Origin of the sequence: Streptomyces sp. AF1A (assembly GCF_047340315.1) — a bacterium.
In the GTDB taxonomy this organism is placed as follows: Bacteria; Actinomycetota; Actinomycetes; order Streptomycetales; family Streptomycetaceae; genus Streptomyces.
The window spans coordinates 35,472-48,205 of sequence record NZ_JBLEBI010000007.1; the positions used below are offsets into that span (position 1 = coordinate 35,472).

A 12,734-nucleotide genomic window follows, 5' to 3' on the forward strand; every position below is an offset into this window, starting at 1 on the left:
GACGACACGCGCCGAGCGGTGCTGCCGGGTGCGGAATCCCGTTGCCGTTCGGTGGGTTATCGTATGCAAGGGGCCGAAAACAAACCGCATGTCCCGTTCGTTCGAGTGCGAGGAGGGGTCCCGGGATGGCGAGGCAGTTACGGGCCGAACAGACCAGGGCGACGATCATCACGGCCGCCGCCGACCTGTTCGACCGGCATGGCTACGAGTCCACCAGCCTGAGCGACATCGTCGCACACGCGAAGGTCACCAAGGGCGCCCTGTACTTCCACTTCGCCGCCAAGGAGGACCTGGCCCACGCCATCCTGGAGCTCCAGGCCCGGGCGGCCGAGCAGCTCGTGGCCGACGTCGAGAGCCGGGGCTACTCCTCGCTGGAAACCCTGATGCGGACCACGTTCGGCGTCGCACGGCTCGCGGTCGAGGACCCGGTGCCGCGTGCCGGACTGCGCCTCGCCACCGCGGACATCGCCGTACGGCCGCCGCTGCGGCACCCCTTCACGGAATGGCTGGACTTCGCCACCCGCAAGTTCACCGGCGCCGTCCGGGAGGCCGACGTGCACGGCGACCTGGACGTCGGTGCCGCCGCCCACTCGCTCGTGTGCTTCTTCGTCGGCACCCGGGTCGCCGGCCGCTCACTCGAACCGGCCGGACGGCTTCCGCGCCGGGTGGCCGAGATGTGGCACCTCGTGATCCGCGGCCTCGTCCCGGTGCACCGCCGCCCCCGCTACGTCAGCCTCGCCACGCATCTGGAACGGGAGATCCCCGTCGCGTGACGCGCCCGATACGGGACCTGACGTGCACCGTACGGTCCCGGCCCGCGCGATACGGTGACGGCATGCCCGACATCCCGTTCGCACCCGTGATCCTCGCCAACGAACCCGGTTCCTTCCCGCACGGCGTGCTGGCCGAGCGGCACCCGGCGATCATCCGGCAGGTCCGGGACGCCTTCCCGTACGGGCCCGGGCAGCACCAGGCGCTGGACGAGCTCCTCAAGAGCTGTACGCAGGGCACGATCGAACCGCTTCCCGCGGGCGCCCCGGACCGGGACCGGTGGGAGGAATGGGGCCTGGCCGAGCACGCCGGACGGTCCTGGTACGACGTGCCGTGGCTGTGGTCCGAGAGCTACTTCTACCGCCGGCTGCTGGAGGCGGTCGGCTGGTTCGGTCCCGGCGCCTGGCAGGGCATCGACCCCTTCGGCCCCTTCAAGCGGGCCGAACTCGACGCGCCGGAGACCGGTGAGGAGCTCGCCGCCCTGGACGACCTGCTGGACCTGCCGGAGGCGGAGCGGGCGCGCGCCCTGCTGCACGGCTCGCTGTGGGGCAACCGCGCCGACCTGGGCTTCCGGCTCTCCGCCGCGGGCGCCGAGGCCGGCGAGCCGGCCCCCGCGCTGGTCGCCGACGACAGCGAGACCCTGTGGGCGCTGCTGCCGCCCGGGGGCGCCGGCACGCTCGTCCTGGTAGCGGACAACGCGGGCCGCGAACTCGTCCCCGACCTGCTGCTGCTCGCCCACCTCCTCGCCGAGGGCCGGGTCGCGCGGGCGGTTCTGCACGTCAAGCCGTACCCGTACTACGTCTCCGACGCCACGACCGCCGACGTGGTCGACGCCCTGCACCGGCTGCGCGCCGCGGCCGGCGCTGCCGCCGGCCACGCGCGCGTGCTCTGGTCGGCGATGGCCGACGGCCGGCTCACCGTGCGCGGCCACCCCTTCTCCTGTGCGCCGCTGCCGTACGAGCGCATGCCGGACGACCTGCGCGCGCAGTTCGCCGCCGCAACCGTGACCGTCCTCAAGGGCGACCTCAACTACCGCCGCCTGGTGGGCGACCGGCTGTGGCCCCCGACCACGCCCTTCCAGCAGGCCACCGCCTACTTCCCCGGCCCGGTCGTCGCGCTGCGCACCCTGAAGTCGGACGTGATCACCGGCCTGTCCGCCGCCACCGAGGCCACCCTGGTGGCGGCGGAGGGCCAGCGCTGGCGCACCAGCGGTACGCACGCGCTGATCCAGGCCGCCGCCTCAGACGGCGTGCACCGGCAGTGACTTGACGCCGTTGATGAAGTTGGACACCAGCCGTCCGGCCGGGCCGGCGAGCTGCCACCCGGGCAGGACCCGCAGCACCTCCTCGTGGAGGATCCGCAGTTGCAGCCGGGCGAAGTGGGCACCCAGGCACACGTGCGGTCCGTCGCCGAAGGAGACGTGCGGGTTGGGGGAGCGGCCGAGGTCGAGCCGGTCCGGATCGGGGAAGGCGCGCTCGTCCCGGTTGGCCGAGGCGTGGAACACCACGACCTTGTCGCCGGCCCGGATCCGCCGGCCCGCCAGCTCGGTGTCCCGCGCGGCGGTACGGCGGAAGGTCAGCACCGGCGGATGCCAGCGCAACAACTCCTCCACCGCGGAGGCGAGTTCCACCTTTCCGGCGCGCAGCAGCTCGTACGCCTCCGGGTGCTCCGCGAGGGCCAGCAGTCCGCCGGGTGCCGCGCTGCGCACGGTGTCGTTGCCCGCGACGGTCAGGAGGAAGAAGAACATCTCCAGCTCGGCTCGGCCGAGTTCGGCGTCGTTGGCGAGGGTCGTCATGATGTCGTCGGCGGGATGACGACGCTTGAACCCGGCCAGCTGCCGGGCGTACGCGAACATGTCCCGCAGCATCGCCGGGGACCGCGGGTTGACCGGCTTGCCCGCCTCGTCCAGCACCGGCGGACCGGCCTCGTCCGGATCCTGGTAGCCGATGACCCGCTGCGTCCAGGCCAGCAGCAGCCCCCGGTCGCGCTCCGGAACGCCCAGCAGGTCGGCCAGGTTCAGCAGCGCGTACTCGTCGGTGACGGCGGTCACCAGGTCGACCGTGCCGTCCCCGGCCCGCGCCTGGTCCAGCGCCTTTGCGAGCAGCGTGCGCGCCCGCTTGCGGGCGAGCGCGGCGAACCGGTCCACACGCCCCGGCGTGAACGCCCGGCTCACCAGGCGGCGCAGCCGTCCGTGCTGCGGCGGATCCTGGTTCAGCATCATGCGCCGGATGAACGGCAGATCCTCCGGATCGGGGTCCCGGATCTGCGTGGCGCCGAGGTACGAGGAGTACGTCGTGGCGTCCTTCAGGACCCGCACCACGTCCGCGTGCCTCGTCACCGCCCAGAACCCGGGGCCGGCCGGCCACCCCAGCACCTCCGGCTCCTCCTGCCAGGCCACCGGATGGTGGTCGCGCAGCACGCGGTAGTCGTCGTAGGGCACCCCGGCGGCGTACCGGCGCGGGTCGAACACCTCGGGCACCGGCCCGGCCTCCGGCACGCTCACGCGGGCTCGCCCCCGTCCGTCCGCAGGAAGTCCTCCACCACCCGGATCAGCTCCAGCGGGGTCTCGTCCATCGCGTAGTGCCCGGCACCCGGCAGCGAGACCAGGTGCGCGCGTGGATACCAGGACATCCAGGTCTCCCGCAGGACCGCGGGCGACAGCGCCGGATCGAGTTCGCCCGCCACGGCCAGCGCGGGGACCGCGCTGCCCGCCACCTCGGCGTGGAAGTCCTCGCCCGCCCACGAGTCCAGCCAGACGCGGAACGCCTTCGCGTCGCTGCGGTCCAGGGAGCGGGCCACCATCCGGTCCAGCCAGGCGGCCGGGCGGCGGCCCCCGGTGGTGAAGTCGATGATCGCGCGCCGGTTCTCCGGCCTGTGCGCCGCGTCCGTGAACAGCGCGCCCTGCTCGCCCGCCAGCGGCAGGCCCGAGGCGGGCACCGGGGAGACGCCGACGATCCGGCGCAGCCGGTGCGGGGCGAGCGCCAGCAGCCGCTGGGCGACCGCGCCGCCCATGGAATGCCCGATCACCGAGAACCGCGCCCAGCCGAGCCGGTCGGCCAGCTCCAGCAGGTCCGCGGCCGCCTCGGCCGTCGTGTACGAGCCGGTGGCGTCCCGGGCCTCGCCGTAGCCGCGCAGGTCGACCGGCGCGTAGGTGAAGGCGGTGCGGTCCAGGTCCGGCAGGACGGTTGCGTAGGCGGAGCGGTCGGCGAACCAGCCGTGCACGGCGAACACCTTGTGGGCGCCGTCGCCGTGCACCTCATGAGGCAGCACGAAGGATTCCATGCGCCTACCGTGACCCGCGCGGACAGGCACGGCAAGGGCGCGGACGAGGCCGGCTCCGGCGGCCGTTCACGCGATGGTGTGATCAAGTACGGTGCGGCGGATGGCCGTTCAGGGCCGCGGGTAGGGCCCGGCCATGACGCAGCCGTTCGAACTCCCGCACTTCTACATGCCGTATCCCGCGCGCCTCAACCCGCACCTGGACGCGGCCCGCGCCCACTCGACGCGGTGGGCACGCGAGATGGGCATGCTGGAGGGCTCCGGGATCTGGGACCGGGCCGACCTGGAGGCGCACGACTACGGGCTCCTGTGCGCCTACACCCACCCCGACTGCGACGGACCCGCGCTCTCGCTGGTCACCGACTGGTACGTGTGGGTGTTCTTCTTCGACGACCACTTCCTGGACAGGTACAAGCGCACCCAGGACCGGGCCGCGGGCAAGGCCCACCTGGAGCGCCTGCCGCTGTTCATGCCGCCGGACCTCGCAACGCCCGTACCCGAGCCGGAGAACCCGGTCGAGGCGGGCCTGAAGGACCTGTGGGCGCGCACCGTGCCGTCGATGTCCGTGGACTGGCGGCGGCGGTTCTCCGTCGCCACCGAACACCTGCTCAACGAGTCGATGTGGGAGCTGTCCAACATCAACGAGGGGCGGATCGCGAACCCCGTCGAGTACATCGAGATGCGCCGCAAGGTGGGCGGGGCGCCGTGGTCCGCCGGACTCGTCGAGTACGCCACCGCCGAGGTGCCCGCCGCCGTCGCCGGCACCCGCCCGCTGCGCGTGCTCATGGAGACCTTCGCCGACGCCGTCCACCTGCGCAACGACCTGTTCTCCTACCAGCGGGAGGTCGAGGACGAGGGCGAGAACAGCAACGGCGTGCTCGTGCTGGAGACGTTCTTCGGCTGCTCCACGCAGGAGGCCGCCGACACCGTCAACGACATTCTCACCTCACGCCTGCACCAGTTCGAGCACACCGCGCTCACCGAAGTCCCCGCTCTCGCCCTGGAGAAGCGCCTCACGCCGGCCGAGGCCGCCGCGATCGCCGCCTACACCAAGGGACTTCAGGACTGGCAGTCCGGCGGCCACGAGTGGCACCTGCGCTCCAGCCGCTACATGAACAAGGGTGCGCGCCCCGACGCGCCGTGGCAGCTCACGGGCGCACAGGGCACGTCCGCCGCCGACATCGGCGCGCTGCTCGCCTCGGCGGCCCGGGAACGCCTGCGCGCCTACTCCCACCTGCCCCACCAGAAGGTCGGCCCGTCCCTGCTGCCCGACTTCCGCATGCCGTTCCGGCTGGAGCTGAGCCCCCATCTCGACCTCGCCCGCCGCAACCTCCTCGACTGGTCGCACCGCACCGGCATCCTCCGGGAGGGCGTCTGGGACGAGGACAAGCTCGCCGCGTACGACCTCGCGCTGTGCTCGGCCGGCCTGGACCCCGACGCCACGCCCGAGGCGCTCGACCTCAGCGCCCAGTGGCTCGCCTGGGGAACGTACGGGGACGACTACTACCCCCTGGTGTACGGCCACCGCCGCGACCTGGCCGCCGCCCGCCTCGCCACGGCCCGGCTCTCCCGCTGCATGCCCGTCGAGGGCGAACCGCCCCTCGTCCCCGGCAACGCCATGGAGCGGGGCCTCGTCGACCTGTGGGTCCGCACGACCGCCGGGATGACCGCCGACCAGCGGCGCGGCCTCAGGGCCGCCGTGGACAGCATGACCGAGAGCTGGGTGTGGGAGCTGTCCAACCAGCTGCAGAACCGCATCCCGGACCCCGTCGACTACCTGGAGATGCGGCGCGCCACCTTCGGCTCCGACCTCACCCTCAGCCTGTGCCGGGCGGGCCACGGCCCCGCGATCCCGCCCGAGGTCTACCGCAGCGGCCCGGTGCGCTCGCTGGAGAACGCCGCCGTCGACTACGCCTGCCTCCTCAACGACGTCTTCTCGTACCAGAAGGAGATCGAGTACGAGGGTGAGATCCACAACTCCGTCCTGGTCGTGCAGAACTTCTTCGGCGTCGACTATCCGGCCGCGCTCGGCGTCGTCCACGACCTGACGACCCAGCGCATGCAGCAGTTCGAACACGTCGTCACACACGAACTGCCCGTGTTGTACGACGACTTCGGGTTGACCGGCGAAGCCCGTGCGGCGATGGACGGCTACGTCCTCGACCTGCAGAACTGGCTCGCCGGCATCCTGAACTGGCACCGGTCGGTCGACCGCTACAAGGCCAAGTGGCTGGCCCGCCGCGCCCACGGCTTCCTGCCCGGCCGCGCACCCGAGGTGCCGGCGCCGGCCCTGGGCTGACCATTCGCATGGGCCGTGGCCCGCACCGCTCCACGGCCCACGCCTCGCACCAGGTCCATGACTACCCTCCGCCACCCTCCGGCCAGTCTCACTCGTTCGTGTCTCGTCGCCGTGCGGCACCGCGGGTAGAGCACCAGCCGGAGGCGAGCGAACCATGGAACAGACTGCGTTGCGTCCCAAGCCGATGCCCGGTCAGGACCCGCGTGCGGGCCACCCGGCCGGCCCCACCCACCGCCCGCACGCCGCGCGCCGGCGCGGACGCCGGTTGCGGACCCTGCTGTTCGGCGCGTTCATCGGCACGGTGCTGGTGCTGTCCGGCGTGGGCATCGGCACCGTCAGCGCCACGGTGATCGGTATGAGCAGGCTCGCGGAGCTGCGCCGCCAGGCTCCGCCGGCCGCCCCGTCGGCCCCGGCCGGCCCCACCGCCACCCCGGCCGCACCCGGGGTGACCCTGGGCGTGGAGGCCGTCGACGACGACAAACCGGGTGCACTGGTGACGGGGGTGCACGTGCCCGGCCCCGGCTACACGGCCGGCCTGGTCCGCGGCGACGTCCTGCTCCGGTTCGGCACCACCCGCATCGACACCGCCGCCGACCTGGCCCGGGCCGTCGCCCACGCGGGCCCCGGCGCAGCGGTCCTGCTCACCGTGCGCCACGCCGGCGGGGCCCTCCAGCAGCTGACGGTGGTACCGGGGGTGGTGACGTGACGGCCGCGGACCGCCGACCACGGAGACGGACTCGGGGGCCGGTGCGTCCGCGGACCGCCGGCAGGTCCCGGCTCGCTTCGGTCCGTGGCTCGCTCGCGCGCCCCGGGGGTTGCGGTGCGGGGGCCGGGGCGGAGCGGGCCGCCGGGGATGCCGCCCGCCGCGACCGTGCGCGGCGCGAAGACGGCGGACCGCCGCGCGGTCCCGGCCTGCCGGGGTCGGCTCCCGGCTTCCGCCCGGGTGTCGTGGCGTACGGCGCGCGGGCCGCCGCGTCGCCGAACCCGGGCCCACCCGTCGGGCCAGGGATAACCGCTGGTCGGCAGGCGCCCCGCGCGGCATCATGGCCCCATGTCGAGCGACTTGCCGAGCCGTGGGTCGCGGCCGCCGCGGAGCCGGTTCGCACGTGTCGCGGGGCGTCAGTGTGCGCGATGGGCTCGCGAGCGGCCGGACGGGTGGGCAGGATGCTGCTCAGGATGCCGTCGACCTGTTCGCCCACCGCTGCCCGGAGGTCCGGATGACCGGTAGTACGCCCGCGCCCTTCTCCACCGCCGACTACCGGGCCCGCATGGACCGCGCGGCGCGCTCCGCCGCGGACGCCGGGCTCGCGGGGCTGCTCGTGGCGCCGGGGCCGGACATGGTGTGGCTGACCGGGTACGCGCCCACCGCCGTCACGGAACGGCTCACCCTGCTGGTGCTCGCCGCGGGCCACGACCCCGTGCTCGTCGTGCCCACGCTGGAGGCGCCGGACGCCGAGAAGGCGCCCGGGGCCGCGGCGCTGACGCTGCGCGACTGGACCGACGGCAAGGACCCCTACGCCGTCACCGCCTCCCTCCTCGACGGCCGCGGCCGGTTCGGCATCAGCGACAACACCTGGGCGATGCACCTGCTCGGCCTCCAGCGGGCCCTGCCCGAGACCTCCTACGCCTCCCTCACCGACGCCCTGCCCATGCTGCGCGCCGTCAAGGACGCCGCCGAGCTGGAGCTGCTGGCGGCCGCCGGCGTGGCCGCGGACCTGGCGTTCGAGGAGATCCGGAAGGTGCCGTTCGCCGGCCGCCGCGAGTCCGACGTCGGCCACGACCTCGCCGGCCTGCTCCGCCGCTTCGGCCACTCCCAGGTCGACTTCACCATCGTCGGCTCCGGCCCCAACGGCGCCAATCCGCACCACGAGGTCGGCGACCGCGTCATCCGACGCGGGGACATGGTCGTCCTCGACTTCGGCGGCCTGAAGGACGGCTACGGCTCCGACACCACCCGCACGGTCCACGTCGGCGAGCCCACCGAGGAGGAGCGCCGGGTGCACGACATCGTGCGCGAGGCCCAGGAGGCGGGCTGCCAGGCCGTGCGGCCCGGCGTGGCCTGCCAGGAGGTCGACCGCGCCGCACGCGCGGTGATCGCCGAAGCCGGGTACGGCGAGTACTTCATCCACCGCACCGGGCACGGCATCGGCGTCACCACGCACGAACCGCCGTACATGATCGAGGGCGAGGAACAGCCCCTGGTGCCCGGCATGTGCTTCTCCGTGGAGCCCGGCATCTACCTGCCCGGCCGCTTCGGGGTCCGCATCGAGGACATCGTCACGGTCACCGAGGACGGTGTCCGACGCCTCAACAACACCACCCGTGAGATGGTCATAGTGGACTGAGAGGCCCAGGGAGACACTTCCGACACGACCCGGAACGGCATCGCGCGACCCATGACCCAGGCACCGACACCCACCGCGGACACCGTCCGCCGACTGGTCCGTTCGCTGCTCAAGGAGGGCACCGAAGGCACCGCAGGACCCGACGTCCGGCCCGTACGGGAGGGCGACGAGCACACCTGGTGGGTCGGCGCCCGCCATGTGCTGCGCCTCGCCCCCGACCGGGAGTCGTCCCTGCGCCGCCGCCGGGAACTGCGCCTGCGCGACCTGCTGCGCCGGCACGTCCCCGTCGCCGTCCCCACGAGCGTCGCGCACGGTGACTGGGCGCCCGGCCTCGCCTACACCCTCGACACCCTGCTGCCCGGCGGCACCGCCGACGAGCACGACGTCTCCGCCGTCGGCGAGGACGACCTCGCCGGACTGCTCACCGGCCTGCGCGCGGTGCCCGCACGGCACGCAGAGACACTCGGCGTGCCCCGAACCGCGCCGCGCTCCCTGGAGGCGCTGCGCCGCATGGCCGTGCACGCGGCCGAACGGCTCGCCGCCGCCGACGAGTTCGACGCCGCCCGGCTGCACCAGCTCACCCCGCCCGGCGCGGCCCAGCTCACCGCGCAGCCCGGCACCGCCGTGCTCACCCACCACGGCCTGACGGGCGAGCACGTGGTGGTCAGCGCCGACGGGCGGGTCCGCGGCGTGCTCGACTGGACGGAGGCGGCGCTCGGCGACCCCGCCGAGGACATCGCCGGACTCGCCGTCGCCGTCGGCTCCCCGGCGGCCGTCCGCGCCGCCACCCTCGCCGGCTACGGCGCCCGCCCCTGCCTGCGCGGCCTGTGGCTCGCCCGCTGCGACACCGTCATCCACCTGACCGACCATCTCGAGGGCCGCCGCGGCGGCTCCCCGACCCTGCTGCGCACCCAAATGCGACGGGCCTGGGAGCCGATCCTGCTGGAGCGGGTGACGGACCTGAAGGAGGAGGAGACGGAGCCGTAGGCCCCGTCCAGCGGCCCCCTCAGGGCTGCGTCAGCACCACGCAGGACTCCCCGGGCAGCTGGAGCAGCCCGTCCGGCCCCGGCGCCTCGACCGGGTCCCAGGCCGCCAGCACCTCCACCCGGCCGGTGCCCAGCGGGATCGCCGCCGTCTCCTTGCCCAGGTTCACCGCGACCCGCACGTCCCCGCGCCGGAACGCCAGCCAGCGGACCTCCCCGTCGTAGGCCACCTTCGTGTCGGCGAGGTCGGGATCGGTGAGGTCGGGCTGCGCGTGCCGGAGCGCGATCAGCTGCCGGTACCAGTCCAGCACGCGCGCGTGGGGCTCGCGTTCCGGCTCCGACCAGTCCAGGCAGGACCGCTCCCGGGTCGCCGGGTCCTGCGGGTCGGGCACGTCCTCCTCGGCCCAGCCGTGCGCCGCGAACTCCCGCCGTCGGCCCCGCCGTACCGCCTCGGCCAGCTCGGGGTCGGTGTGGTCGGTGAAAAACTGCCACGGCGTGCCGGCCGCCCACTCCTCGCCCATGAACAGCATCGGCGTGAACGGCGCGGTCAGTGTGAGCGTCGCCGCGCAGGCCAGCAGGCCGGGGGAGAGGCGGGCGGCAAGCCGGTCGCCCTGGACGCGGTTGCCGACCTGGTCGTGGGTCTGGCTGTAGCCGAGCAGCCGGTGCCCGGCCACGCGCGCGCGGTCCAGCGGCCGGCCGTGGTGCCGGCCCCGGAAGCTGGAGTACGTGCCGTCGTGGAAGTAGCCGCCGGAGAGCGTCTTGGCGAGCGCGGCGAGGGGATCGTCCGCGAAGTCCGCGTAGTAGCCCTGGGACTCACCGGTCAGCGCGGCGTGCAGCGCGTGGTGGAAGTCGTCGTTCCACTGCGCGTGCAGCCCGAGCCCGTGCTCGGCGCGCGGGGTGATGAACCGGGGGTTGTTCATGTCGGACTCGGCGATCAGGAACAGCGGCCGGCCCAGCTCCTGAGCGAGCTGGTCCACGGCCGCCGACAGCTCCTCCAGATAGTGGCACGCGCGCGTGTCGTACAACGCGTGCACCGCGTCCAGGCGCAGCCCGTCGATCCGGTAGTCCCGCAGCCAGGCCAGCGAGCTGCCGACGAGGAAGGCGCGCACCTCGTCCGAGCCGGGCGCGTCCAGGTTCACGGCCGACCCCCACGGCGTGGTGTGCGTGTCGGTGAAGTACGGCCCGAACCGCGGCAGGTGATTGCCGGACGGCCCCAGGTGGTTGTGCACGACGTCCAGGACGACGCCCAGGCCCAGCTCGTGCGCCCGGTCCACGAACCGCTTCAGCGCCTCCGGGCCGCCGTACGGCTCGTGCACCGCCCACAGGGACACGCCCTCGTACCCCCAGCCGTGCCGCCCCGGGAACGGGCACACCGGCATCAACTCCACGTGGGTGACGCCCAGTTCCACCAGGTGGTCCAGACGGGCGGCGGCCGCGTCCAGGGTGCCCTCACGGGTGTACGTGCCCACGTGCAGCTCGTACAGCACCGCCCCCGGCAGCCCGCGCCCCGGCCACGGCGCACGCCACGCGTACCGCCCGTGGTCCACGACCGCGCTCGGCCCGTCGGGTCCGTCCGGCTGGCGGCGCGAGCGCGGGTCGGGCAGCACGGGACCGTCGTCCAGCGCGAACCCGTACCGGGCGCCGTCGCCGGCCTCCGCCTCACCCGTCCACCAGCCCCGCCGCCCGGGGTCGCGCGCCAACGCGCGCGCGGTGCCCTCGCAATGGAGCGTCACTCGTTCTGCCTGCGGTGCCCACACCTCGAACTGCACGGACGGTTCCCCTTCGTCTGCTCACCGTGATGTCCCGCGTCTCCATCGTGCCCGCCCGGACGATCAATCCGCTCCCGAACGCGGCCTTTCCCGGCAGGTGTCGTGCCGCGTTCCCGGGCAGGCCGGGTGGAAGCACGCGCGCGTGGGCGCCGATTCCCCGTCTTCTGGACACCCGGGTCCCGCTGGCCGACAATCACGAGCGTGACGTCGTCCTTCGAGTTCTCCACGTACCCCGCGCGGCTGTCCGACGCGGAGCGTGACAGGGCGCTGCAGGTGCTGCGCGACGGCGTCGCCATGGGCCGGCTGTCGCACGACACGTTCGTGCGCCGCATGGAGCTGGCGCTCGCCGCCCGCCGCGCCGACGAACTCGCCGCCCTCGTCGCCGACCTGCCCCGCGAGAGCCGCTTCTCGCGCGTGGTCCTCGGCACCGTGGAGGCCGTCTCCGGCTTCGGCGTACGGTTGCGCCGCGCCTGGCAGGCCGAGCGGCTGCCGAAGCTGCTGCTGCCGCACTCGGCGCACACCCACCCGCTGCGCATCGGCCGCGACCCGGCGAACGGGCTGCGGCTGAACCACGACACGGTCTCGCGCGTCCACGCCGAACTCAGCCGGCAGGGTGGCGTGTGGGTCCTCAGGGACCTCGGCTCCACCAACGGCACCACGGTGAACGGCCGGCGGGTGTTCGGCTCGGCCGTCGTGCGGGAGGGCGACCAGGTCGCCTTCGGCAGGATGGCCTTCCGGCTCGCCGTGAGCTGACCGGCACTCCCGCGTCCGGACCGAACGCGTGCGCGTGCCGTCCCGATCGGGTGAGCCGGGCTGGGGAACGCGGGTCACTGTGCCGATGCAACGGGCATGACCTACCTCACCAGAGCGACAGCGGCGGCCGGCCTCCTGCTGACGGCCGCCGGTCTCCTCGCCGCGGGACCGGCCCAGGCGGCCTACCGCGGCCACGCGCCCGGCGACTGGCTGTACCTGACGGTCACCAGGGGAGAGGCCGCGAAGGACGGCGCGCGCGGCACGCTGCTGCGGTGCGACCCGCCGCAGGGCCACCCGCACGCGGCCGAGGCCTGCGCCGAACTGGCCGCCGCCGGCGGGGACATCGACCGCATCCCGGCCAAGCACGTGTTCTGCCCGATGATCTACGCCCCGGTCACCGCCCACGCGCGCGGGCGGTGGAACGGACGCCCGGTCGACTTCCTGAAGACGTACTCCGGCGCGTGCGTGCTCCGCGCGCGGACCGGCTCGGTCTTCGCCCTGGACGACTGACCCGCCGGCCCGTGCGCAGGCGCCG

At 74.0% G+C, this 12,734-nt stretch carries 11 protein-coding genes; 8 read left to right on the forward strand and 3 right to left on the reverse strand.

Going from position 1 to position 12,734, the window contains the following annotated elements:
- Window positions 1-125: 125 nt before the first annotated feature.
- The gene (locus ACLU3S_RS03955; protein ID WP_413950301.1) at window positions 126-773 is read left to right on the forward strand and encodes a ScbR family autoregulator-binding transcription factor; all 648 of its coding nucleotides are present in this window, start codon (window positions 126-128) and stop codon (window positions 771-773) included.
- A gap of 62 nt (window positions 774-835) precedes the next feature.
- The gene (locus ACLU3S_RS03960; RefSeq protein WP_413950302.1) at window positions 836-2,035 is read left to right on the forward strand and encodes a damage-control phosphatase ARMT1 family protein; all 1,200 of its coding nucleotides are present in this window, start codon (window positions 836-838) and stop codon (window positions 2,033-2,035) included.
- Here ACLU3S_RS03960 and ACLU3S_RS03965 read toward each other — a convergent pair.
- Together ACLU3S_RS03965 and ACLU3S_RS03970 are read right to left on the reverse strand one after the other, a co-directional pair.
- Window positions 2,012-3,274 (reverse strand): cytochrome P450, encoded by a 1,263-nt coding sequence (locus ACLU3S_RS03965; protein ID WP_413950303.1) that lies wholly within the window; start codon window positions 3,272-3,274, stop codon window positions 2,012-2,014. The genes ACLU3S_RS03960 and ACLU3S_RS03965 overlap by 24 nt on opposite strands.
- The gene (locus tag ACLU3S_RS03970; RefSeq protein ID WP_413950304.1) at window positions 3,271-4,053 is read right to left on the reverse strand and encodes an alpha/beta fold hydrolase; all 783 of its coding nucleotides are present in this window, start codon (window positions 4,051-4,053) and stop codon (window positions 3,271-3,273) included. The genes ACLU3S_RS03965 and ACLU3S_RS03970 overlap by 4 nt, the downstream gene beginning before the upstream one ends.
- A gap of 133 nt (window positions 4,054-4,186) precedes the next feature.
- Here ACLU3S_RS03970 and cyc2 point away from each other — a divergent pair, with 133 nt between their 5' ends.
- The 4 genes from cyc2 to ACLU3S_RS03990 all read left to right on the forward strand — a co-directional run bounded on the left by cyc2 (window position 4,187) and on the right by ACLU3S_RS03990 (window position 9,681).
- Window positions 4,187-6,349 carry a germacradienol/geosmin synthase Cyc2 gene (gene cyc2 / locus ACLU3S_RS03975; RefSeq protein ID WP_413950305.1) on the forward strand — a complete coding sequence of 721 codons (2,163 nt, stop codon included), beginning with the start codon at window positions 4,187-4,189 and terminating at the stop codon, window positions 6,347-6,349.
- 154 nt (window positions 6,350-6,503) lie between these two features.
- A complete protein-coding gene (locus ACLU3S_RS03980; RefSeq protein ID WP_413950306.1) occupies window positions 6,504-7,055 on the forward strand; it encodes a PDZ domain-containing protein in 552 nt (183 codons plus the stop codon).
- 511 nt (window positions 7,056-7,566) lie between these two features.
- Entirely contained in the window at window positions 7,567-8,694 is a 1,128-nt protein-coding gene (locus tag ACLU3S_RS03985) for an aminopeptidase P family protein (RefSeq protein ID WP_413950307.1), read from the forward strand.
- Between the two features lie 51 nt (window positions 8,695-8,745).
- Window positions 8,746-9,681, forward strand: coding sequence for a phosphotransferase family protein (locus tag ACLU3S_RS03990; RefSeq protein ID WP_413950308.1), 936 nt, complete (start codon window positions 8,746-8,748; stop codon window positions 9,679-9,681).
- A 19-nt stretch (window positions 9,682-9,700) separates the two neighbouring features.
- On the opposite strand, the gene treZ is transcribed toward ACLU3S_RS03990, so the two are convergent.
- Entirely contained in the window at window positions 9,701-11,446 is a 1,746-nt protein-coding gene (gene treZ, locus ACLU3S_RS03995) for a malto-oligosyltrehalose trehalohydrolase (RefSeq protein WP_413950309.1), read from the reverse strand.
- Window positions 11,447-11,647: 201 nt separating this feature from the next.
- Here treZ and ACLU3S_RS04000 point away from each other — a divergent pair, with 201 nt between their 5' ends.
- Window positions 11,648-12,199 (forward strand): FHA domain-containing protein, encoded by a 552-nt coding sequence (locus ACLU3S_RS04000; RefSeq protein ID WP_413950310.1) that lies wholly within the window; start codon window positions 11,648-11,650, stop codon window positions 12,197-12,199.
- Window positions 12,200-12,295: 96 nt separating this feature from the next.
- The gene (locus ACLU3S_RS04005) at window positions 12,296-12,709 is read left to right on the forward strand and encodes an SSI family serine proteinase inhibitor (RefSeq protein WP_413950311.1); all 414 of its coding nucleotides are present in this window, start codon (window positions 12,296-12,298) and stop codon (window positions 12,707-12,709) included.
- The last annotated feature ends 25 nt before the right edge of the window (window positions 12,710-12,734 follow it).